Consider the following 23,282-nt stretch of genomic DNA (forward strand, 5'->3'; position numbering starts at 1 on the left):
GTGCTAGCATAACTACCAGAGTCCAGTCTATTTTGAGTAATTAACATTAAAAACACAAATGTATATATACCGTCGATGCTAGAACAATAGCAATAAATACGGGAAATCCTTTAGTAAAAATGATGTATTTACTAAAATTACCTCTTAGGGATTAACCATATGTATGTATCAGTATTATCCGCAAATGCACCCCTTTCAGACTTGGTTTTTGGTGCCTCAATTTATTTCCCGCCGATGTTTAAGGCGGTTATGCTAGGTTTAGTGTTATGGCTATTAATCCATCATGTACTACGGAATTGGATCTACTCTGGTGACATCTGGCATCCAATATTAATGGATCTCTCCATTTTTGTCATTGCGGTCAGTGTTTCTTTATGGATATTAGCCAGTTGGTAAATTGATATGAATCATCAGTCTTTTAAATACTTCAGCTCAGTCATCGTATTCGCCCTCGCACTTTGTGCTGGTTGGTGGATGTGGAATTATTATATGCAATCGCCCTGGACTCGTGATGGCAAAGTCCGGGCTGAAGTCGTCAGTATTACTCCGGAAGTCTCTGGCAAGCTGGTTCAAATAGCCGTTCATGATAACCAACTGGTCAGTTCGGGGAGCTTATTATTTGTGATTGACCCGCAACCCTATCAGTTGGCACTGGATAATGCTCAAGCCGCAGTGCTACGGGCTCAGGCTGAATTAGCTAAAGCAAATCATGAAGCCGAACGCCGCCGTAATTTGCCTAGAAATATCATTTCTGGCGAAGATCTCGATATTGCCAATTTAACCGCAGAAAGTATGAAAGCGGCTTATCAAGGTGCATTATCCAACCTTGAACAAGCAAAATGGAATCTCAGTAAAACGCGGATATATGCCCCTGCCAATGGCTATATTACCAACTTACAAATCCGTGTAGGCAACTATGCGACCGCTGGCACTCCTTTAGTCGCGCTAATCGATACCGACTCATTCTACGTGATGGGGTATTTCGAGGAAACCAAACTCAGACACATTAGCGTCGGTAATGAAGCTAAGATTGTGCTCTATAATGGCAATATTCCTTTACGGGGTGTGGTAGAAAGTATTGGGCGCGCTATTTATGACCAAAGTGTCGACACTAACGACAATCTGCTCGTCGATGTAAAACCTAATGTCCCTTGGGTGCGCTTAGCACAGCGGGTTCCCGTGAGGATTAAATTGCTGGATGTCCCTGCGGATGTCACCTTGATTGCTGGCACCACCTGTACCATTTCGCTGGTAAATTAAGCCATGCGTCTTACTTTTCCCTCTTGGCAACAGACCCCTTGGGGTAAGGCCAATGCCGGTCAGTGGCGTTATGCACTGCGCAACGCCTTGGCGATGTGCTTATCACTGTGGATTGCGTTTGCACTGAATTTAGACGAGCCCTACTGGGCGATGACCTCGGCGGCGGTAGTGAGCTTCCCTACCGTCGGGGGGGTTATCAGTAAAAGTATTGGCCGGATTATTGGCAGCCTCATAGGGGCGACCGCATCCCTTATCATTGCTGGCCATTGCTTAAATGACCCTTGGTTATTTACCTTGGTCATTGCCGCCTGGATTGCCTGCTGCACTTTTGTCTCCAATCATTATCAGAATAATGTTTCTTATGCTTTTGCATTAGCCGGTTACACCACCGCAATCATTGCCTTCTCAACGGTCAATATCATCGATACACAGCAAATTTTTGATATTGCCCAAGCCCGGGTTTGTGAAGTGATTACCGGCATTCTATGCGGTGGACTCATGATGATGCTGCTGCCCAGCACCTCAGACGGTGAGGCATTACTGACCTCATTGCGCCGCATGCAATCGCGCTTATTGGAACATGCCGCATTACTGTGGCAAACCGAGCAAACCCCACAAATTCGCACGTCTCACGAGGGATTGATAGGCCAGATCCTCACCATGAATCTACTGCGGATCCAGGCTTTTTGGAGTCATTACCGCTTACGGCGACAAAATAATGTATTGAATTTTATGCTACATCGCCAGTTACGCCTCACCAGTGTGATTACCAGTTTGCGTCGCATGTTAGTTAACTGGCCATCACCGCCAGAAAATCTGCCCGCGGTGCTGGCACAATTACTGGCCGCCCTGCAACAACCGGACTGTGATAAATATCAACTGGCCAAAATACTGCAACGCATTGCCCCACAGGATGAATTTGATTATCGCCACCGGGCATTTTGGTTACGATTACGCCACTTTTGTTGGTTATATTTGCAGGTCAATCGCTGGCTGGCGCAACTGGATAAAGAACCGGAAAGTGGCGTATTTTTACCGCCCCCAGTGGCATCGCTGGCTCGCCATACCGACACCTACGAGGCCGCCTATAACGGCCTGCGCACCTTTGTTTGTATCGTTATCGGCTGCGCATTCTGGATCAATACGCAATGGAGCGCAGGCAGTGCGGCACTGTCCTTAGCCGCCGTCAGTTGCGTGCTGTACTCCGCCACGCCCTCGCCAACAGACAGCATTGCCACACTATTAAAAGCCATTGTATTGCTCTCCATTGGCTGCTTTATTCTGAAATTTGGCGTGATGGTACAAATTGATGATTTTTGGCAATTTGCCCTGTTGCTGTTCCCGATTTTAATCACCATGCAGATGATGAAACTCCAGCATCCGGCGTATGCCTCTCTATGGGGGCAACTGATTGTATTTATGGGGTCATTCTTAAGTGTCACCAACCCACCCAGCTATGACTATCAAGAGTTTCTGAATGATAATATTGCTAAATTGGTGGGTGTGATGTTGGCCGGTGTGGCCTTTCAAGTCCTGCGCCCCAGCTCAGACAAACGCAAAAGCCGGCGCATTATTCGCATGCTGCGGCGTGATTTTATCGACCAAATCAGCAGCCACCCGCGCCAAAATCAAGATCAATTTGAATCACTGATATATCACCGCATTAATCAGCTAAATCTCAGCAAAGACCAGCCCGCTCGCCTGTGGTTACTGCGTTGGGGAATGGTGCTGCTCAATTGTAGCCATGTGGTGTGGCAGTTGCGTGATTGGCAAACCACCTCTGCGCCGCTGTCAGCAGTGCGAGATGTTTGTATTCACTGTCTGAAGGGGTGTATGACCGAGAAAGGTGTGCAGCCAAGTTCTTTGCAGGCCACATTACAAGAATTGCAACGGATGAGTGCAACTTTAGGACAATATCCGGACGCCTCGGGCCGAGAGCTCGCGGGGTTGATCTGGCGGTTATATTGCTCACTAACACAGCTCCAACTGGCGGTGCCGGGGGCGGAACATAACACTGCGCCAGCGTAAAACCCGCTGGCGCAAATCACCCGACTTAAGGCACGTCATAGCCCAAGGCAGCACGACGAATACGGAACCATTGCTGGCGCGTCATCGTCAAAGAGAGCGACGCCCATGCGGCTTTAACGCGCTCAATTTTACCGGAACCAATAATTGGTAACGGTGCGGATGGCAAACGCAGTACCCAGGCATAAACCACTTGCTCAATACTTTCGGCCCCAATTTCATCGGCAACGGTCTGCAACTCATCGCGTAAAGTCTGGAACTCAGGATCACTAAACAAGCGGCCACCGCCCAAACAAGACCATGCCATTGGCTTAATGCGCAACTGCTGGCAGGCATCAAGTGTGCCATCGACAATCGCGGGCTGATGCAGCGGTGAAATCTCTACCTGATTCGTCACCAATGAGAATGGCAGGCGGGATTGCAACAAATTAAATTGCGCAGGACTAAAGTTGGACACACCAAAATGTTTCACTTTGCCGCTTTTATGCAACTGGGTGAATGCCTCAGCAACTTCATCAGCATCCATCAAAGGATCTGGCCGATGAATCAGCAATAAATCAAGATAGTCAGTATGCAGATGCGTCAAAGATTGTTCTGCACTTTCAATGATATGGGAGCGGTCAGTAATATAGTGACCCAGCGCATGCTCTGGTTTGGCGGTAGTCGCAATACCACACTTACTCACTAATTCCAGTTGGCTTCGCAGCGACGGCTTAAGACGTAAAGCTTGCCCAAAGGCCTGCTCACATTGATAACCACCATAAATATCTGCGTGGTCAGCAGTGGTAATGCCCAATTCAATATGTTGCTCAATAAAAGCCAACAATTGTTCGGCGGTCATGTCCCACTCCATCAGACGCCAATAACCACAAATCATTCGGGAGAAATCAGGCCCAAGGGGAGCCAGTTGGCTGCGTGTATCCATTATTAGCTACCTCATTTTGTTTATTTGCTCACCAGCATACACAACCAGGCAAAAGGATCATCCTCCCTATTCCATGAATTCAAGGTCAATTGGGGGCTGAAGAGCGAAATAGCCACAAATGTTAAAAATTAAAGCCCCAAAAGGGCGAATTAAAATAATGACGGCTGCTCTGGCAAGGGTTCATCCGGCTGTTTATTGGCCCGCTGTATGCGCAATAGCCGTTGGCGACACAGGCGCAGCACATCCCGTTTTTGCGGGTCACTCATTTTTATCCAATTAAACCGCTCATCCCGGCTGCGCATGCAACCACGACAAAAACCGCGGTCATCTGTTTGGCAGATACCACGGCACGGGCTAGGAATGTCAAAAAACTCAAGTTGCTGAGACACTGCGCCTCCTGCTGTTAATACCTTAATTGAAGACGGCTTCGCCATTGCTGGCAAGTCCTTATTTCTCTCGACAAGAACGCCTGCTAACAGTTAGCCGTAAATGGCTCGCTAACCGCTAAGGTTATCTTAAGTTTCGTTCGATAACATTTAGGCAATTAGTGAACTCCAGGGTCTTATTTTCACAATGAATGTACGATACAAGTTACAGTGTAACAGCTTAGTTTTTATTCTCGCCTGCGCACTCTTTTTTACACTCTGCCAAAATGCACTTTTTATCCACCAAGCCTGGTCGCTGATCCGCTTTGATAATAGTGATAGCTATTTTTTTGCCGCGACGATCCCACTCGTGATTTTCTGCGCGCTTAATATCATATTTAGTTTATTGGCCATCCCTTTACTGCGTAAGCCCATCATTATTTTGTTTCTGCTCGGCAGTGCAGTAGCCAACTATTTTATGTTCAGTTATGGTGCCGTAATTGACGCCAATATGATGCAAAATGCGTTTGAAACTAACGCACAGGAAGCCACCGCCCTTTTCACCCCGCGCATGGCAATCTGGTTACTGGTGTTAGGTATTCTCCCTGCTATTATTATTTGCTTTGTGCGTATTCGGGCGACCCGCCCCTGGTGGTATATGCTGGGGTTGCGAATGGCCAATATACTCATATCAATCGTAGTTATCCTATTGGTCGCGGCCTTCTTTTATAAAGATTACGCCTCACTGATCCGTAATAATAAAAGCATCGTGAAGATGATTACGCCGTCCAATTTTGTTAGCGGCAGTATTCAATTTGCCAAACATAAGTATTTTGCCAGCAATATGGCATTGGTCACCATTGGCGATGACGCCCATAAAGGCCCGTTAATTACAGGGCAACCAAAGAAAACACTGGTGATTTTGGTGGTTGGTGAAACAGCCAGAGCCGAAAACTTTTCGCTGGGTGGTTATGGGCGAGACACCAACCCTCGTTTGCAAAAACAACAGGTTACCTATTTCAAAAATGCATCATCTTGTGGAACTGAAACCGCTGTTTCCGTGCCATGTATGTTTTCGAATATGCCGCGTGAAAATTACGATGCCACATTGGCCAGCCATCAAGAGGGCTTGATGGATATACTTGCTCGCGCTGGCTTGAATGTCTTGTGGCGCGAAAATGATGGTGGCTGCAAAGGGGCCTGTGACCGAATTCCCCATCAGGATGTGACACAACTGCAATTAACTGCCGATTGTGAAAAAGGGGTTTGCCTGGATAATGCATTGCTCTATAAATTGGATAATTATATTAATGGGCTCCAAGGTGACGCGGTCATTGTATTACATCAGATGGGCAGCCATGGCCCTGCGTATTACCGTCGATCTTCTCCAGAGACTCGCCAATTCACCCCAACCTGTGACAGTAACCAAATTCAGGATTGCACCGCCCAAGAGCTGGTTAATACCTATGACAATTCGATTCTTTATACTGATGCCATGCTGGACAACACCATCAAATTACTGCAACAGCACCACAATAAATTTAATACGGCATTAGTGTATCTCTCCGATCATGGAGAATCTTTAGGGGAAAATGGCATGTATCTGCATGGCACGCCATATATGTTCGCGCCTCGCCAGCAGACACACATCCCATTGTTGATGTGGCTCTCTCCTGAATATTCCGCAAGCTACGACATTAATCGCCAATGCTTATCCGACAGTGCACAACATGACTCCGTTTCTCAGGATAATCTCTTCCACACCCTATTGGGGATGATGAATATTCAAACAACGGAATATCAGCCTGGCATGGATTTATTGCAGAAATGCCGAAATCAAGGCTAGCCGTTAACCCAGCGGTTAAATAATAGTAACTTATGATTTTGATGCCAGACTGACGCGCAACTAAACATGCCAGTCTGACATCAACCTCAACCTCATCGAGACAGACTGACATTTTTTTCTTGCTCTAGACCAATCGGTCTATTACACTCACTGACATGAACAAAATACAGCATCCCCATGTAGACACCCGCGAGCATCTATTAGCGACCGGTGAGAATCTCAGCCTGCGCCTTGGTTTTAATGGCATGGGTCTTAGCCTATTACTCACCACTGCGGGTATCCCCAAAGGTTCGTTTTATCACTATTTCCGCTCAAAGGAAGTGTTTGGTGAGGCGATGCTACAACGTTATTTTGATCGTTATGACGCCAAAATGGAAAGCCTGCTAACCGGCGCCCAAGGGGATAAGCGCCACCATCTACTACAGTATTTTGCTCAAGCCATTGCTAACTATTGTGGCAGTGAATGCCACAATGCTTGTCTGGCGGTTAAACTATCAGCCGAAGTGAGTGATTTATCCGAACCCATGCGCCATGCATTGGATATCGGCACCGCTCGCGTGATTGGTCGTCTGCAAGATGCCATCGAAGCCGGAATTGAAGAAGGCTCGCTGCGCATCACGCTTTCCCCTGCCGCAACCGCAGAAACGCTCTATGCCTTGTGGCTTGGTGCATCATTGCGGGCCAAGGTGAAACGATCTGTTGCTCCGCTGACCTGTGCGCTAGAAAGTATCGAACTGATTTTACAACCAACCCCATAATCCCATGATTCTGAAACTCAGATTAGTTTTCAGAATTCACCCAGCCACTAGTTGACTGGTCTATTAATATAGGATGCATTATGACGACTGCTAAACTGTTCTCCCCCCTGAAGGTTGGCGCGCTCACCTTGCCGAACCGTGTCTTTATGGCACCACTCACCCGCTTGCGGAGCATTGAACCGGGTGATATCCCAACGCCTTTAATGGCTGAATATTATCGTCAACGGGCCAGCGCGGGTTTGATTATCACTGAAGCAACCCAGATTTCTTTCCAGGCGAAAGGCTATGCGGGGGCTCCGGGGTTACATACTCAAGAGCAGTTAAACGCATGGAAAAAAATCACTCAGGCGGTACACGAAGAAGGCGGACATATTGCCGTGCAGTTATGGCATGTTGGCCGGATTTCGCACCAAAGCCTGCAACCGGGTCAGCAAGCGCCTGTCGCCCCGTCGGCTATTGCCGCAGATACCCGCACCACGGTACGTGATGAAACCGGGGCTTGGGTACGTGTTCCTTGCTCTACCCCGCGCGCGCTGGAAACCGAGGAAATCCCTGGCATCATCAATGATTTCCGTCAGGCGACCGCCAATGCCCGTGAAGCCGGTTTTGATTATATTGAACTGCATGCCGCTCATGGCTATTTGCTGCATCAATTTATGTCTCCGGCATCAAACCAACGTACTGACCAATACGGTGGCAGTATTGAAAATCGTACCCGTCTGACACTGGAAGTCGTCGATGCGACCGTTGCAGAATGGGGTGCTGAACATATTGGCATCCGCATCTCGCCACTGGGGCCATTCAATGGTCTGGATAATGGCGAAGATCAGGAAGAAGCTGCGCTGTATCTGATTGATGAGCTAAATAAACGTCACATTGCATACCTGCATATCTCCGAACCTGATTGGGCCGGCGGCAAACCTTACTCAAATGCATTCCGTGACGCAGTGCGGGCCCGTTTCCAAGGTGTTATTGTCGGTGCGGGTGCTTATACCGCAGAAAAAGCCGAAGACCTGATTGAGAAAGGATTTATTGATGCTGTCGCCTTTGGCCGCAGTTATATTGCCAACCCGGACCTCGTCGCTCGTCTGCAACAACAGGCACCACTGAATGAACCCGATGGCGAAACCTTCTATGGCGGCGGTGCGAAGGGCTATACTGACTACCCGACGTTGTAATTTATTCGCCCACTAAGTCGTGAAATAATAGCCAGTTAGATTAACTCTCTCACTGGCTGTTTGGTTTTTGACGGCAAAATGACGACATATCTTTCAACCGGCTAGCGCTCTGAATTGTCAGGGTAGTGAGCGTGGTAATAATGCTATATGATGATAAATTAGTTTTGATTTACCATGATTTTAACTTATTAATTATACCCCCAACAGGCCTCAGGGTGCTGGGTAGCGCAAGCCCAATAAATTAATACAACTCAAAGGGTTGGGTTAATAATGGCAGCCAACACACCAGCTCCTTGAAAAATGACGGGTAACAAGAGGTACATATGAAGCGCTTACTCCATACCATGATCCGCGTCGGGGATCTGCAACGCTCCATCGATTTCTACACCAAGGTATTAGGGATGCGTTTACTGCGCACCAGCGAAAATACCGAGTATAAATACTCACTGGCCTTTGTTGGCTATAGCGATGAAAGCGAAGGCTCAGTTATCGAACTGACCTACAACTGGGGTGTCGAGAGCTACGAAATGGGGACGGCGTTTGGTCACCTGGCGCTAGGCGTGGACGATGTTGCCGCCACCTGCGAGCAAATTCGTCACGCGGGCGGAAAGGTAACCCGTGAAGCCGGCCCGGTTAAAGGCGGCAACACCATTATTGCTTTTGTGGAAGATCCCGACGGTTATAAAATCGAGTTAATTGAGAATAAAAGCGCCGGACACGGCCTTGGAAATTGATTAACCTAAAGGCACTGATAAGGTGCCTTTTTTCTCATCGCGATATCCCCCTGCATCCCGCGCCAAAATTTGACATAATGCGCACTGAATTCGATGAAGATAAGAAACTGATGGCAGACAAAAGTGACCTTAACGCCCTGAGTGGCCGTTTTCGTGGGTATTACCCGGTAGTAATTGATGTAGAAACCGCCGGTTTTAATGCTCAGACCGACGCATTATTAGAAATTGCCGCGGTAACCTTGCGCATGGACAAGGATGGCTGGTTGTTGCCGGATCAAACTCTGCATTTTCATGTAGAGCCGTTTGAAGGTGCCAATCTGCAACCGGAAGCCCTGGCATTTAATGGGATAGACCCAACCAATCCTTTACGCGGTGCGGTAAGTGAATATAACGCCTTACATGCTATTTTCACCGCAATACGCAAGGGGTTGAAAGAACAAGGTTGTAACCGGGCAATTATCGTCGCGCACAACGCCCATTTTGATCACAGCTTCGTGATGGCGGCAGCTGAACGTGCCAGCTTGAAACGTAACCCTTTCCACCCTTTCGCCACTTTTGATACCGCCGCCCTTAGCGGCTTGGTTCTGGGGCAAACTGTGTTGGCAAAAGCGTGCCTAACGGCGGGCATTCCATTTGATAGCAGCCAAGCGCACTCTGCGTTATACGACACCATGCAAACCGCCACATTATTCTGTGAGCTGGTAAATCGCTGGAAAAAACTGGGTGGCTGGCCAGTACCGGCGGGTGAGTCGGAGTAATACTTCGTCAGGTAGCACTGGATATTTTTAATGAAAAAAGGTGGCTCACAGGCCACCTTTTTTTACTGTATTCACCCGTGAACGCCTTACTCAGCGGCAGGTTTTTCTTCTTCTGTACGGTATTTATCTGCTGTTTCTTTCAGCAACTGTTGCAGTTCGCCGCGCTGATACATTTCCATCAGGATGTCACAACCGCCAACCAATTCACCATCAACCCACAACTGCGGGAATGTTGGCCAATTAGCATATTTCGGCAATTCAGCACGAATATCTGGATTTTGCAGGATATCAACATAGGCAAAGCGTTCGCCGCAAGCGGATAACGCCTGCACAGCCTGAGCAGAGAAACCGCAGTTTGGCAGCTTAGGGGAACCCTTCATGTAAAGCAGGATCGGGTTTTCTGCTATCTGGCGTTGAATTTTATCAATCGTGGTCATTTCTTGCTTCCTCAAGCTCTGTGGCTACAATACTTAATGCTTAATTTAATTATTCCATCCGGTCTATTGTAGCGACTGTCGCGACAGGAATAAAACGCCATCTTTTGCAGGGGCTTTACTCTGTAGGCAAAGGGTTACATTGTCAGCTACAAGAATGTGCATTTATAATAACATTTTTGATCCCATGACTTCATTATTATCTTCTTCATTGTCTGTCTGAAATTGATACTCTCTATCACGTTGACGTATGGTTGATTTAAGGCCATTAGCCGTGTGAAAAAGCGACAATTGCGACGCCATTAACGTTTTCTCACAATATCGACTAAAATCATGTCGCTCTCTGCTTTTTTATATCCGGAGTTTCGGCAATACTGTGACTCTTCATATTCATTTCAGGGTTAAGGTTGGTAGCGTTATTATGCGTTTAATACTTACGCTGTTTGTGCTGCTGTTTACCCAGCTATTTCTAAACTTGGCGCATGCGTCGCCGCAGGCTCACGTCTCTGCTGAGCAAAAGAAAGGTCAGGTTGTCCAGGCCAGTCCTGATGACCGTAAAAAGCGCAAAACAGATAAAAGCATTAAGAAAACTAAAATTGCCAATGATAAGACCAGCACCAGTAAAAACATCACTAATAAAACAGCAGCCAAAAACGATAAAAAGAAAATAACGGCCACGGCTAACAACACAAATAAGAAAAAAGCACCGGAAGTCAGCAAAACTACCAGCAACAAATCAACTCGCAGCAAAACCACGGAAAGTAAAAAAACAGAGCTTAAAACCCAAGCCAATAAAACAGGAAAGGCAGCAAAAACAGAAAAAACAGCCTATGGCCGACACAGAAATAAATCACAAGGGAAAGCCAGCACAGAATTAGTCGAAAATAATAAAATAAAGCTCAGCCCTGCACATAAAAAACGCTATCAACACGCTAAACAAACCGCCATGAGCAAACTGATGAAACAAGTCGGTAAACCTTATCGCTGGGGTGGCTCCTCCCCTAATACCGGTTTTGATTGTAGCGGGCTTATTTATTACGCTTATAAAGATGTCATCAGAATAAAAATGCCTCGCACCGCCAACGAAATGTTCCATTTGCGTGATGCCGCGCCAGTGAAACGCGGTGAATTAGAAAGCGGTGATCTGGTGTTCTTTAATATTGCTAATCGAGGTGTTGCCGATCATGTCGGTGTTTATTTAGGCAACGGTAAGTTTATTCAATCCCCGCGTACCGGTGAAGAAATTCGCATCAGTATGATGGATAATGACTACTGGCAAGATCATTATGTCGGCGCTCGTCGAGTCGTGACACCAAAAACTATCCGCTAATTCTTGCTCTCCGCACCCGGTAACACTATCGGGTGCAACATCCCGACCATCACCTGACTCTCAGGTAACAAAGCCCCAACCTTACCCTTTCTAATAATGTGGTTATCTCTGTTATTTTTGGTGAAAGTTGTTAAGATTAATACCCACAACAAAAATACAACATTTACGTTTTTAACCGCTCTTCGCCACATCATAGCGACAGCCAATGGGTGGACTTGAGGAGCAAACACCCTGAGCAACCCCGAAAGGAGAGAGCCATGTCTTTTGAATTACCTGCCTTACCTTATGCGCAAAATGCGCTGGAACCACACATCTCTGCTGAAACACTGGAATACCATTACGGCAAGCATCACAACACCTATGTGGTAAACCTCAATAATCTGATTAAAGACACTGAGTTTGCCGGTAAGACGTTGGAAGAAATAATAAAGACGTCTAGCGGTGGCATCTTTAACAATGCGGCACAGGTCTGGAATCACACCTTTTACTGGCATTGTCTGTCCCCCAATGGCGGTGGCGAACCTACCGGCAAAGTGGCCGAGGTCATCAATAAATCTTTTGGCTCTTTTGCCGAATTTAAAGCGCAGTTTACCGATGCCGCAGTAAAAAACTTTGGTGCAGGCTGGACGTGGCTGGTAAAAAAAGCGGATGGCACACTGGCAATCGTCAGCACATCAAATGCGGCGACCCCCTTAACCACCCAAGATAAGCCGTTATTAACGGTGGATGTCTGGGAGCATGCTTATTATATTGATTATCGTAATGCGCGACCAAAATACCTGGAGAACTTCTGGGCACTGGTTAACTGGTCTTTTGTTGAGAAGAATTTAGCCTGATATAGCGCAAATAATTAAGGGCGGTTATTCCGCCCTACTTAAACACTGGCAAGCGGTTTAATTAATTCATGACCGCTACGAAGCTAAAGACAATAATCATCGCCAGCGCGCCAACCGTCGTAATCAGCGACATTTTCAGATTGGTATCCATAAAAGCTCCTCAGCCAGTTAATGTTTAGTAAGGAAAAGGCACATAATTAGTGCGTCAAATTATTTTCCCACAGATAGGAAAAAAAATCTTGTGTTCATTACACACTTTTGCATAATCAATTGCATTAGTATTACTAATAAACCACAAGGAAAATACATCCTGTCGCGCTAACACAAACACCAAATCTGGGTGTATCTGCGCAGCTTACCCTCGACAATTTCACCTCCGAAGGGGATTACGTTGATTAACTCTTCCACTTTCCCTCCAGATCAGACAAAATTCGCCATTCATAACTGCATACTGACTAATAACGTCCAATAATTACACTCAGACGACCCGCTGACTCAGCCACCCAGCCTACTATCGTGTTTCTGTCTGAGCGATTGTCGAGTAATGCAGGCAAACGATTAACATAATATTTACCTGCGATAACACAGGTAAGTCCAGGAGTCATTTTTTGTATGGCAACGATTAAAGATGTGGCCAAACACGCGGGGGTTTCGACCACCACCGTTTCGCATGTGATAAACAAAACGCGTTTCGTCGCCGAAACCACCAAGGCCGCAGTGTGGGCCGCCATTAAAGAACTGCATTATTCGCCCAGTGCGGTGGCGCGCAGTTTAAAAGTGAATCACACCAAATCTATTGGTTTGTTAGCGACATCCAGCGAAGCTCCCTATTTTGCTGAAGTGATTGAGGCTGTTGAAAATAGTTGTTATAGCAAAGGCTACACCCTGATTTTATGTAATTCTCATAATAATCTGGACAAGCAAAAAGCCTATCTGGCTATGTTGGCACAAAAACGTGTCGATGGATTATTGGTCATGTGCTCAGAATATCCTGACCAACTGTTAGGCATGCTGGAAGATTATCGCAATATTCCAATGGTAGTAATGGATTGGGGCACCGCGCGCGGGGACTTTACGGATTCAATTATCGATAATGCATTTGAAGGTGGCTATTTAGCTGGCCGTTATCTGATTGAACGCGGTCATCGTGACATTGGTGCCATTCCCGGTCAGCTATCACGCAACACGGGCGGTGGACGCCATCAGGGCTTTCTCAAGGCCTTAGAAGAAGCCAATATTCAGCTACGTGATGAGTGGGTAGTTCAGGGCGACTTTGAGCCCGAATCAGGTTACAAAGCCATGCACCAAATACTGACACAAAAACACCGCCCTACCGCCGTCTTCTGTGGCGGCGATATTATGGCGATGGGCGCGATATGCGCCGCTGATGAATTGGGGCTGCGGGTGCCACAGGATATTTCGGTGATCGGGTATGACAATGTGCGCAATGCCCGCTATTTCTCACCGGCATTGACCACCATCCATCAGCCCAAAGAGCGATTGGGTGAAACGGCATTTGCCATGTTGCTCGACCGCATTGTCAGCAAACGTGAAGATTCACAAACCATTGAGGTGCACCCTAAATTAGTCGAGCGCCGCTCAGTGGCTGACGGCCCGTATCGCGATTACCGCCGTTAATCCTCCTCTGCCGGTAACTGCAATGTTACCGGTGGCTACTCCCCGGTATTTTTGCCAACCACCGCAGTAACGTCTTTCAGCCACTCCTCATTTAACGTGACACTGTCACCCAGATAATCTAATAACCATGCCAAGGCGGGGGAATGATTTTTTTGTTCCCAGGTTAAACAGCAAGGGCTTTCCGGTAAAGGCGCTGCTAAGGTCAACACCGCCAGTTTCCCTTGAGCAATCAAGGGTGAAACCATATGAGCCGGTACCATGCCAATACATAATCCGTCACACAGGCAATCAATGCCGGTTGTCCAATCAGGGGCGACTAAACGCTGTTGGTTATCCAATGTCCAGGTGTCGCGTTTGGGTAAATTACGCGCCGTATCCTCCAGGCAAAGTGAAGGATAAGTGCGCAACTGATTATCACTCAGGGGGCCGGTTAACTGGGCTAAAGGATGATTGACACTGACCACACACTGCCATGTCAAAAAACCCATATCACGGAAGAGGAACCGCCCACCCACTGGAATAGCCCGCGTCGCGCCGATGGCCATATCAGCCTGCCCATCCACTAACGCATCCCAAACGCCATTAAAGACCTCATAACGCACCCGTAACTCAACATCAGGGAAATGGCGATAAAAATCCAACACTAAACGACGGCTTCGCTGTGGTTTAACAATCTTATCGATAACAATATTGAGCTGCCCACGCCAGCCGTTGGCCACTTGTTGGCACTGGCGGCGTGTGTCATTCATTTTTTTGATGACAAGCCGGGCTTCTTTGATAAATACCAGCCCCGCTGGCGTCAATTCCACATCGCGATGACGCCGCTCAAATAACGGCACCGCCAACCACTCCTCCAGTTGCCGCACGGTATAACTGACCGCAGACGGCACACGGTGTAATTCTTGTGCTGCGGCACTGAAGCTCCCGGTACGCGCCACCGCATCCACCACATCCAACGAGTATTCAGACCACATTATATTTCGCCCATTCTCATACAAATACTTGCCATCAATTATTTTGATAGCATGACGCAAATATTACCATTTCACAACCGAACAGCTCGGCGGATAGAATGCCCCCCGCAATAATTTCCTAACAACAGCAAATTGCCTGCAACATTATGATAAAGAGAAATAAAGAATGAAGACGTCAGCAAGTTTCATGTTCTATCTGGCCGGGCTAAGCATGTTGGGCTACTTGGCCACCGATATGTATTTGCCCGCCTTTGGTGCTATGCAGCAAGAATTACACACCTCCGCAGGAGCAATCAGTGCCAGCTTGAGCATTTTTCTGGCGGGCTTTGCTGTGGCCCAACTTATCTGGGGGCCTGTCTCTGACAAAATCGGCCGTAAACCGGTATTGTTAGCGGGGTTAGGATTATTCGCCCTCGGGTGTTTGGGCATTTTATGGGTAGAAACCGCCACCCAACTATTGGTGCTGCGCTTTATTCAAGCCGTCGGCGTCTGTTCAGCCGCAGTAAGCTGGCAAGCATTAGTGGTAGACCGTTATCGCGACGGTAAAGCTAACCGCGTCTTCGCCACCATCATGCCCTTAGTGGCATTATCCCCTGCGCTGGCCCCCCTATTAGGGGCTTGGTTATTAAACCATTACAGTTGGCGGTCAATTTTTGTGGTATTACTCGCGGTGACATTGCTGCTGCTGATCCCAACGGCCTTACTGAAAGAGCGGAAAAAAAGCCCCTCAGCCAGTGCCGCTCAAAGTAAAAATGCCATCAGTTTCTTGCAGTTACTGAAATCACCGGTGTTTAGCGGCAACGTCATTATCTTTGCGGCATGCAGTGCTGGGTTTTTCGCCTGGCTCACTGGCTCACCCTTTATTCTCGGCGATATGGGATATAGCCCTAATGCCATTGGTTTAAGCTATGTTCCACAAACATTGGCTTTTCTGCTGGGGGGTTTTGGTTGTCGCAGCGCCTTGACACGCATTAAGGGAAATACCCTGCTGCCCTGGCTGTTAAGTGGTTATGCCGTCAGTATGATAGCGCTCTACCTGATAGCTACCTTGACGACACCGACACTGACAACCTTACTAATTCCCTTCTGTTTAATGGCGCTTGTGAATGGTGCCTGCTACCCTATTATCGTAGCGAATGCATTAACCCCTTTTCCGGCGAATACAGGGAAAGCGGCAGCACTGCAAAACACACTCCAACTCGGTGGCTGTTTTGTCGCAAGTATGCTGGTGTCGGCGTATATCAGCCAACCCTTACTGGCAACAGTCACGGTAATGCTGGTCACTGTCGTTTTAGCCGCGTTGGGTTATGCCATTCATTGCTATGCCTTGTGCCAAGAAAAGAGCCATACCGAGAAGGCTGCGAATACTTGCACTGAGTTATAATTACCAATAAAAATAGTTACTAACAAACATGTTGGCCGGGAATAATTTATTATTGAGAATGCTTCCCGGCGAGCCTATACTCGATTTAACAGATAAAAATATCATCAAAAAAGAGCATTATCTTAAGTTCTTTCTGTGCGCGTGGATTGCGTCACATTTACTCTTATGGATGAGTTGCCCTAACACAAAAAATAATTAGGGTTTCTTCTTAATCTTCCTTTTTACCCCAGGTAATTGGCGTTGCAGGTAAGTAGCAAATCAACATAGCGAACACCGCGGCAACGTCAAGTACAAAAGGTATATCCATTAATGGATATCAGACACCAAGGTCACAATAACCTAATTGGTATGTATCCGAGCATATTAGACAATTTGCGCGGGTCATAAGTCAGAAGAAAGTGATGGAGAAGCTATGAGTTCATCCTGTATAGAAGACCAGAGTATTCAAGAAAATCCGTGGTTTCGCATTGTACAAGAAATGCTGACCCGGGCTGATATTGAAATCAATGGCTCACGCCCCTTCGACATTAGAGTTAATAACCCAGAGTTTTTTAAGCGGGTATTACAAGAAGGATCCTTGGGATTAGGTGAAAGTTATATGGATGGCTGGTGGGAATGTGACCGCCTGGATATTTTCTTCCAGCGCGTTCTCAGAGCCGGGCTGGAACACCAACTACCACATCATCTCAAAGATACTTTACGCATCGCTGCTGCCCGCGTTATCAATTTACAGTCAAAGAAAAGAGCCTGGATTGTCGGCAAAGAACATTATGACCTCGGTAATGATCTGTTTAGCCTGATGCTTGACCCCAATATGCAATATTCTTGCGCCTACTGGAAAGAAGCCACCACACTTGAGCAAGCGCAGGAACATAAATTGCAGATGATCTGCGAGAAACTGCAATTAGCGCCGGGGATGAAACTACTGGATATCGGATGTGGTTGGGGCGGGCTTGCCGCCTACGCCGCCCGTCATTTCGGGGTGTCCGTCACCGGTGTTACCATTTCTGCTGAACAGCAAAAATTGGCGCAAAAACGCTGCGAAGATCTAGATGTGGCTATTTTACTGCAAGATTATCGTGACCTTGATGAGCAATTCGACCGCATTGTTTCAGTTGGGATGTTCGAACACGTGGGGCCGAAGAATTATCACACCTATTTTGAGGTGGTAAACCGTAATCTTAAACCTGACGGGTTATTTTTGCTGCATACCATTGGCGCTAATCGCACCGACCTTAGTATTGATCCGTGGATCAATAAATATATTTTCCCCAATGGTTGCCTGCCGTCAGTAAAACATATTGCCCAAGCCAGCGAACCTTATTTCATTATGGAAGACTGGCATAATTTTGGCGCAGATTATGACCGAACGCTGATGGCATGGTATGAACGTTTCCAGGCGGCATGGCCGAGTCTGGCAGAGAACTACTCGCCACGATTTGAGCGGATGTTTAGCTATTATCTGAATGCCTGTGCGGGTGCATTCCGCGCCAGAGATATTCAATTATGGCAAGTTTTATTCAGCCCCAATGGCGTGGACGGAGGTATTCGGGTTCCACGTTAATAGGCTGAGTCAGTAATTTTTTGCAACTTACAGGCAGCGGGCATCAGCCCCCTGCCTTATTTATTTTCGCTCTCACCGAATCACTTTTTCGACTGCTGCCGCTGCATGTGCAATATCACGTTGCGCCAGAACGCGCTCCACGGTATCCACTACCGCCTGAGTTTGTGGATCGATCTCGATATTTACCCGATGACCTAAACGTTTTTTACCTAATGTCGTGCGGGCCAACGTTTCCGGAATTAAATGTACACAAAAACGATTCCCAACCACTTCGCCAATAGTCAGGCTTATCCCATCAATACCAATAAACCCCTTATGTAATACATATTTCATTAAATCGTCGCTGGGCATGCGAAACCAAATCTGCCGATTATTTTCTGACGTATATATTTTAGCTATTTCAGCAGTACACATAATATGGCCGGACATCAGATGCCCACCAATTTCATCACTAAATTTCGCCGCCCGCTCCAGATTAACTACATCACCCACCTCAATATCACCCAGATTAGTAATACGCAGTGTTTCCTTCATTAAATCGAAACTGACCAAGTTCCCATTAACTGCAGTGACTGTCAGACAGCAACCATTGTGGGCAACAGACGCGCCTAAGGCTAATTCTGGCAACATCTCACTTGGCATTTCCACCACATGGGTGCGGAAGTTGGATTTTTCCTCGATGGCAACCACTGGCGCGGTGCCTTGAACAATACCCGTAAACATACGCCATGCCTCTTATCTGTTATCTATAGAAAGAAAAAAACTTTGCCTTGATTTTGCCTCAGAAGATAAGGAAAACCAAACCACTTAGATGAAAAATTCACAGAGAGGCCATTTAGCTAATATTTAACAACAAACATTGCTTAAGCACTGCGAGCAGGTACAATCTTATTTCGCTTTTCCGCTATTTTATTTATCTCTCGGTAAGTCGTATCAATATACCCAATAGATTTCAACGTACCGGCTGGCGGCGAGCAAATGTATCTCAAATCACTGACATAAATCAGTAATTCGAGTCAGTATGCGCGGCCCCCCGTAACGTGAACAATAAAGGGTATTAATTAGAAAGGTGCATACGTGCAGAAGTATATTATAGAAGCGCGTAGCTTATTGGCTCTCGCTATTCCTGTTGTCATCGCGCAATTGTCCCAAACCGCTATGGGCGTCGTTGATACTATTATGGCGGGTTCTGTTAGTGCAACGGATATGGCCGCTGTCGCCGTGGGTACCTCTATCTGGTTACCCGCAATTTTATTCGGCCACGGTTTGCTGTTAGCGCTAACCCCGACAGTTGCTCAACTTAACGGCTCCGGACGCCGCAATCAGATTGCCCATCAAATCAGACAAGGTTTCTGGCTGGCCTTGTGTGTTTCGCTGCTAATTATGGTGGTTATCTATAATAGCGACCACGTTATTAAGCAAATGCACAATATTGACCCGCTGCTGGCGGATAAAGCCGTTGGTTTCCTGCATGCCATTATGTGGGGTGCGCCCGGCTACCTATTTTTCCAAGTATTACGTAACCAGTGCGAAGGGTTATCCAAAACGAAACCGGGAATGGTGATTGGCTTTGTCGGTCTGCTGGTCAATATTCCGGTCAACTATATCTTCATCTACGGGAAATTCGGTGCTCCGGCATTAGGAGGCGTAGGCTGTGGGGTAGCAACCGCGACCGTGTACTGGGCCATGTTCCTGATGATGCGCTGGTATGTCAATCGCGCACGTTCACAGCAAGACATCAAACTGGAAAAAGGATTTGCACCGCCCGATTGGCAGGTCATGAAACGTCTCGGAAGCTTGGGGCTACCGGTGGCACTGGCGCTATTTTTTGAAGTCACCCTGTTTGCGGTGGTCGCGTTGCTGGTGTCGCCACTGGGAATTGTTGCCGTCGCTGGCCATCAAATTGCCCTCAACTTTAGCTCATTAATGTTTATGTTGCCGATGTCACTAAGTGTGGCGGCAACTATTCGTGTCGGTTTCCGCCTGGGTCAGGGGTCAGTGGATCACGCCAAAGTCGCCGCCTATACCAGCATTGCGGTCGGCTTAATGCTGGCTTGTGTCACTGCAATCTTTACGGTGATTTTCCGCGAACATATTGCCCTGTTGTATAACAAAACACCCGCAGTGGTTACGATGGCTTCCCATTTGATGCTGCTGGCGGCAGTCTATCAATTATCTGATGCCGTACAGGTCATAGGTAGCGGCGTATTACGCGGCTATAAAGATACCCGCTCAATCTTCTTTATTACTTTTACCGCCTATTGGCTGCTGGGGTTACCAAGCGGTTATATTCTGGGCTTAACTGATTACATCGTGCCGGCGATGGGGCCAAGTGGTTTCTGGATAGGCTTTGTTATTGGCCTGACGTCCGCTGCCATCTTGATGGCGCTGCGTATCCGTTGGTTACAAAAACAACCCCCGGCATTTATCCTGCAAAAAGCGGCTCACTAGCGGCGTAGCAGCTCAATACAGGCTGCGTTGCCGCTCGGTAGCACAAAAGTGAACCCAAGGCGTTGAGATACCGCAATGGCTTGGGTTCGCCCCCCCCACAATGCCCTCGATAAAAACACGCTTAAAAAATAAAAAAATGGAGAAAAAAACAGCGCAATGGATAAAAGCACAGCAATTACGTGAGTTTGCGGTGAATATTATGTTTTTCTCCTTGCCAGCAGACGGGCAGCTCGTTAATATTCGTCCCCGCTGTCAGCATTGATGGCGGCGTCAAAAAGGTAGCATGTGCGTCCGTAGCTCAGTTGGTTAGAGCACCACCTTGACATGGTGGGGGTCGATGGTTCGAGTCCATTCGGACGCACCAAATTTAGTGTTACCCCAGTAAAGTGAGTAAAGAGTTTATTGTGCGTCCGTAGCTCAGTTGGTTAGAGCACCACCTTGACATGGTGGGGGTCGATGGTTCGAGTCCATTCGGACGCACCACTCTTGCACTTACACATTATCTTAGTGATACAGCCTCAATATGCGTTCTTAGCTCAGTTGGTTAGAGCACCACCTTGACATGGTGGGGGTCGATGGTTCGAGTCCATTAGAACGCACCACTCTGCAATTTGTTTATCCCCTTGCTAATTAAAATGACGTTGTCACCGCTCGCATGACTCACTGAAAATATTGATTTATGGCCGCTGAGCGAAATTTATAAGACATTGCCACCAGCAACTGACATCGGTTCTGTGCTCTCCCCCCACCCACAGCCTACTTTATTTGAGGGTGTGCCCGGAATTAAATCGATGAATTTGTTAAAATTCATATCAGTTGCGCAACAAACCCGGCAATATCCTCTGTGTTTGCGCGACGAATCGGCCCTTTTTATAAAAAACGGCAATGAGTTTCTTTTTTCTATTTCATTTCCCGCAGCTTACCGCTTATAATACGAACCGTTGTTTCAGTTGAATGGTTTCAGCATCTTGATCTACAGATACGCTAAAAAAATACAACTCACATTTACGCCATCGTACATCGGTCATGCGTTTAACCTCGTGCTAAAGTTTTCCGTCCAACTTCCGCAACTGTCATCTATTCTTAGTAATGTTTTGCTTCTTGGTTACGTTTCGCTACACCAGACACTATTCAGATCTCACTCCGTTGCGGTATGTAACGGAATTTTCGCTTTTTATCCATCACAACTTGTAGAAAAAATCCGTCATGAAAAAGACTAAAATTGTTTGTACCATCGGCCCAAAAACCGAATCTAAAGAAATGCTGACGAACCTGCTGAACGCAGGTATGAACGTTATGCGCTTAAACTTTTCTCACGGCGACTATGCAGAGCATGGTCAACGCATCAAGAATATCCGTGATGTCATGGCAGAAACTGGCCTGAAAGCCGCTATCCTGCTGGATACCAAAGGCCCAGAAATCCGCACCATGAAACTGGAAGGCGGCAAAGATGCGGCGCTGGTCGCGGGTCAAACCTTCACCTTCACCACTGATCAAAGTGTCATTGGCAACAACACCACCGTTGCTGTGACCTACCCAGGTTTTGCTGCTGACCTGAAAATTGGCAACACCGTGTTGGTTGACGATGGTTTGATCGGCATGGAAGTGACTGAAGTCACTGAAAGCACTGTGGTATGTAAAGTGCTGAACAACGGTGATTTGGGCGAAAACAAAGGCGTTAACTTGCCGGGTGTTTCTATCCAACTGCCAGCATTGGCTGAAAAAGATAAAGCTGACCTGATCTTCGGTTGTGAGCAAGGCGTAGATTTCGTTGCGGCATCCTTTATCCGTAAACGTTCAGATGTACTGGAAATCCGCGAACACCTGAAAGCTCACGGTGGCGGCCATATCCAGATCATCTCTAAAATTGAAAACCAGGAAGGCCTGAATAACTTCGACGAAATCCTGGAAGCCTCTGATGGCATCATGGTCGCCCGTGGTGACTTAGGTGTTGAGATCCCAGTTGAAGAAGTTATCTTCGCGCAGAAGATGATGATTGAGAAATGTAACCGTGCGCGCAAAGTTGTCATTACTGCAACTCAGATGCTCGATTCCATGATCAAGAACCCACGCCCTACCCGTGCAGAAGCTGGCGACGTTGCTAACGCCATTTTGGACGGTACAGATGCCGTGATGCTGTCTGGTGAAAGTGCTAAGGGTAAGTACCCATTAGAGTCTGTCACCATCATGGCGACCATCTGTGAGCGCACAGACCGTATCATGCCTAGCCGTATCGAAACGCTGAGCGACAACCGCAAAATGCGCATTACTGAAGCGGTTTGCCGTGGTGCTGTAGAAACCGCAGAAAAATTGGAAGCCAAAGTCATTGTTGTGGCGACCGGTGGCGGTAAATCTGCCAAATCTGTGCGTAAATACTTCCCTACTGCCACCATTCTGGCACTGACCACCAATGACACTACCGCCCGTCAGTTAATCCTGACCAAAGGCGTTATCACTCAAGTGGTCAACGAAATTGCTTCTACTGATGATTTCTACCGCATCGGTAAAGAAGCGGCTTTGGCCAGCGGCCTGGCACAGAAAGGTGACGTTGTTGTCATGGTCTCTGGTGCCTTGGTTCCAAGTGGCACCACCAATACGTCTTCTGTGCACGTCTTATAATCTCGATTCGCACTACAGAACACTAATTAAAAACGCCGCTTGCTATAGCGGCGTTTTCTTTTTGAGCTACCAATAAATAAACTTTCTGAAAAATCCACTTTATCCTAAGCAGCCGAAAGTTTTTTTCGATTCAGAGTTATCTGAAAGAATCCGGCTGTTTTGCCTCGTTTTTTTAACTTTTTTTTAAAACAAGATGCTTCTTT

At 47.2% G+C, this 23,282-nt stretch carries 22 protein-coding genes and 3 tRNA genes; 19 read left to right on the forward strand and 6 right to left on the reverse strand.

All coding sequences use genetic code 11. The features are described from left to right. The first annotated feature begins 159 nt into the window (after positions 1–159). The 3 genes from YROHD0001_RS16580 to YROHD0001_RS16570 are packed head-to-tail and all read left to right on the forward strand — an operon-like array spanning position 160 to position 3,288. Positions 160–396: a DUF1656 domain-containing protein gene (locus YROHD0001_RS16580; RefSeq protein ID WP_032815864.1), complete on the forward strand. Its 237-nt coding sequence runs from the start codon at positions 160–162 to the stop codon at positions 394–396. Positions 397–402: 6 nt separating this feature from the next. Then, positions 403–1,260: an efflux RND transporter periplasmic adaptor subunit gene (locus tag YROHD0001_RS16575; protein WP_004712953.1), complete on the forward strand. Its 858-nt coding sequence runs from the start codon at positions 403–405 to the stop codon at positions 1,258–1,260. A gap of 3 nt (positions 1,261–1,263) precedes the next feature. Beyond that, a complete protein-coding gene (locus tag YROHD0001_RS16570) occupies positions 1,264–3,288 on the forward strand; it encodes an FUSC family protein (protein ID WP_004712955.1) in 2,025 nt (674 codons plus the stop codon). A 25-nt stretch (positions 3,289–3,313) separates the two neighbouring features. On the opposite strand, the gene YROHD0001_RS16565 is transcribed toward YROHD0001_RS16570, so the two are convergent. Together YROHD0001_RS16565 and YROHD0001_RS0117075 are read right to left on the reverse strand one after the other, a co-directional pair. Further along, positions 3,314–4,210 (reverse strand): aldo/keto reductase, encoded by an 897-nt coding sequence (locus YROHD0001_RS16565; RefSeq protein WP_004712956.1) that lies wholly within the window; start codon positions 4,208–4,210, stop codon positions 3,314–3,316. A gap of 149 nt (positions 4,211–4,359) precedes the next feature. Then, a complete protein-coding gene (locus YROHD0001_RS0117075; RefSeq protein WP_032815865.1) occupies positions 4,360–4,599 on the reverse strand; it encodes a DUF1289 domain-containing protein in 240 nt (79 codons plus the stop codon). A gap of 184 nt (positions 4,600–4,783) precedes the next feature. On the opposite strand from YROHD0001_RS0117075, the gene eptA reads away from it, so the two are divergent. The 5 genes from eptA (at position 4,784) to rnt (ending at position 9,849) form a co-directional block, all read left to right on the forward strand. Then, positions 4,784–6,421 (forward strand): phosphoethanolamine transferase EptA, encoded by a 1,638-nt coding sequence (gene eptA / locus YROHD0001_RS16560; protein WP_004712958.1) that lies wholly within the window; start codon positions 4,784–4,786, stop codon positions 6,419–6,421. A gap of 155 nt (positions 6,422–6,576) precedes the next feature. Further along, positions 6,577–7,179 carry a TetR/AcrR family transcriptional regulator gene (locus YROHD0001_RS16555; RefSeq protein WP_004712959.1) on the forward strand — a complete coding sequence of 201 codons (603 nt, stop codon included), beginning with the start codon at positions 6,577–6,579 and terminating at the stop codon, positions 7,177–7,179. Between the two features lie 80 nt (positions 7,180–7,259). After that, a complete protein-coding gene (gene nemA, locus YROHD0001_RS16550; protein WP_004712960.1) occupies positions 7,260–8,357 on the forward strand; it encodes an alkene reductase in 1,098 nt (365 codons plus the stop codon). A gap of 323 nt (positions 8,358–8,680) precedes the next feature. After that, positions 8,681–9,091, forward strand: a complete 411-nt coding sequence (gene gloA, locus YROHD0001_RS16545; RefSeq protein ID WP_004712961.1) for a lactoylglutathione lyase — start codon at positions 8,681–8,683, stop codon at positions 9,089–9,091. A gap of 77 nt (positions 9,092–9,168) precedes the next feature. Continuing rightward, complete coding sequence (rnt, locus tag YROHD0001_RS16540; RefSeq protein ID WP_004712962.1) at positions 9,169–9,849, forward strand: ribonuclease T; 681 nt, start codon at positions 9,169–9,171, stop codon at positions 9,847–9,849. Between the two features lie 86 nt (positions 9,850–9,935). Here the strand turns inward: rnt and YROHD0001_RS16535 are convergent, their stop codons facing one another. Then, positions 9,936–10,286: a Grx4 family monothiol glutaredoxin gene (locus YROHD0001_RS16535; protein ID WP_004390185.1), complete on the reverse strand. Its 351-nt coding sequence runs from the start codon at positions 10,284–10,286 to the stop codon at positions 9,936–9,938. Positions 10,287–10,704: 418 nt separating this feature from the next. Between YROHD0001_RS16535 and YROHD0001_RS16530 the strand changes: the two genes are divergently transcribed. Continuing rightward, positions 10,705–11,613, forward strand: a complete 909-nt coding sequence (locus tag YROHD0001_RS16530) for a C40 family peptidase (RefSeq protein ID WP_004712963.1) — start codon at positions 10,705–10,707, stop codon at positions 11,611–11,613. 257 nt (positions 11,614–11,870) lie between these two features. Then, positions 11,871–12,449, forward strand: a complete 579-nt coding sequence (sodB, locus tag YROHD0001_RS16525) for a superoxide dismutase [Fe] (RefSeq protein WP_004712964.1) — start codon at positions 11,871–11,873, stop codon at positions 12,447–12,449. 61 nt (positions 12,450–12,510) lie between these two features. On the opposite strand, the gene cydH is transcribed toward sodB, so the two are convergent. After that, positions 12,511–12,600 (reverse strand): cytochrome bd-I oxidase subunit CydH, encoded by a 90-nt coding sequence (gene cydH, locus YROHD0001_RS20370; RefSeq protein WP_019079325.1) that lies wholly within the window; start codon positions 12,598–12,600, stop codon positions 12,511–12,513. Between the two features lie 461 nt (positions 12,601–13,061). Here cydH and purR point away from each other — a divergent pair, with 461 nt between their 5' ends. Further along, entirely contained in the window at positions 13,062–14,087 is a 1,026-nt protein-coding gene (gene purR, locus YROHD0001_RS16520; RefSeq protein WP_004712966.1) for an HTH-type transcriptional repressor PurR, read from the forward strand. A 35-nt stretch (positions 14,088–14,122) separates the two neighbouring features. Here purR and punR read toward each other — a convergent pair whose 3' ends face one another. Then, on the reverse strand, positions 14,123–15,061 hold the full coding sequence (gene punR, locus YROHD0001_RS16515; protein WP_032815869.1) for a DNA-binding transcriptional activator PunR: 939 nt from the start codon (positions 15,059–15,061) through the stop codon (positions 14,123–14,125). A gap of 166 nt (positions 15,062–15,227) precedes the next feature. Here punR and punC point away from each other — a divergent pair, with 166 nt between their 5' ends. Together punC and cfa are read left to right on the forward strand one after the other, a co-directional pair. Beyond that, complete coding sequence (gene punC / locus YROHD0001_RS16510) at positions 15,228–16,445, forward strand: purine nucleoside transporter PunC (protein WP_032815870.1); 1,218 nt, start codon at positions 15,228–15,230, stop codon at positions 16,443–16,445. Positions 16,446–16,857: 412 nt separating this feature from the next. After that, positions 16,858–18,009: a cyclopropane fatty acyl phospholipid synthase gene (cfa, locus tag YROHD0001_RS16505; RefSeq protein WP_004712970.1), complete on the forward strand. Its 1,152-nt coding sequence runs from the start codon at positions 16,858–16,860 to the stop codon at positions 18,007–18,009. Positions 18,010–18,081: 72 nt separating this feature from the next. On the opposite strand, the gene YROHD0001_RS16500 is transcribed toward cfa, so the two are convergent. Next, complete coding sequence (locus tag YROHD0001_RS16500; protein WP_004712971.1) at positions 18,082–18,732, reverse strand: riboflavin synthase; 651 nt, start codon at positions 18,730–18,732, stop codon at positions 18,082–18,084. Between the two features lie 354 nt (positions 18,733–19,086). Here YROHD0001_RS16500 and YROHD0001_RS16495 point away from each other — a divergent pair, with 354 nt between their 5' ends. The 6 genes from YROHD0001_RS16495 to pykF all read left to right on the forward strand — a co-directional run bounded on the left by YROHD0001_RS16495 (position 19,087) and on the right by pykF (position 23,079). Then, complete coding sequence (locus YROHD0001_RS16495; protein ID WP_004712972.1) at positions 19,087–20,460, forward strand: MATE family efflux transporter; 1,374 nt, start codon at positions 19,087–19,089, stop codon at positions 20,458–20,460. 136 nt (positions 20,461–20,596) lie between these two features. Further along, positions 20,597–20,722, forward strand: coding sequence for a hypothetical protein (locus tag YROHD0001_RS20810; protein ID WP_261368888.1), 126 nt, complete (start codon positions 20,597–20,599; stop codon positions 20,720–20,722). Positions 20,723–20,747: 25 nt separating this feature from the next. Beyond that, positions 20,748–20,824, forward strand: a tRNA-Val gene (locus tag YROHD0001_RS16490). 42 nt (positions 20,825–20,866) lie between these two features. Continuing rightward, positions 20,867–20,943, forward strand: a tRNA-Val gene (locus YROHD0001_RS16485). A 42-nt stretch (positions 20,944–20,985) separates the two neighbouring features. Next, positions 20,986–21,062, forward strand: a tRNA-Val gene (locus YROHD0001_RS16480). A 604-nt stretch (positions 21,063–21,666) separates the two neighbouring features. Next, on the forward strand, positions 21,667–23,079 hold the full coding sequence (pykF, locus tag YROHD0001_RS16475; RefSeq protein ID WP_004712976.1) for a pyruvate kinase PykF: 1,413 nt from the start codon (positions 21,667–21,669) through the stop codon (positions 23,077–23,079). The last annotated feature ends 203 nt before the right edge of the window (positions 23,080–23,282 follow it).

It is taken from the genome of Yersinia rohdei ATCC 43380, assembly GCF_000173775.1.
Classification (GTDB): Bacteria; Pseudomonadota; Gammaproteobacteria; order Enterobacterales; family Enterobacteriaceae; genus Yersinia; species Yersinia rohdei.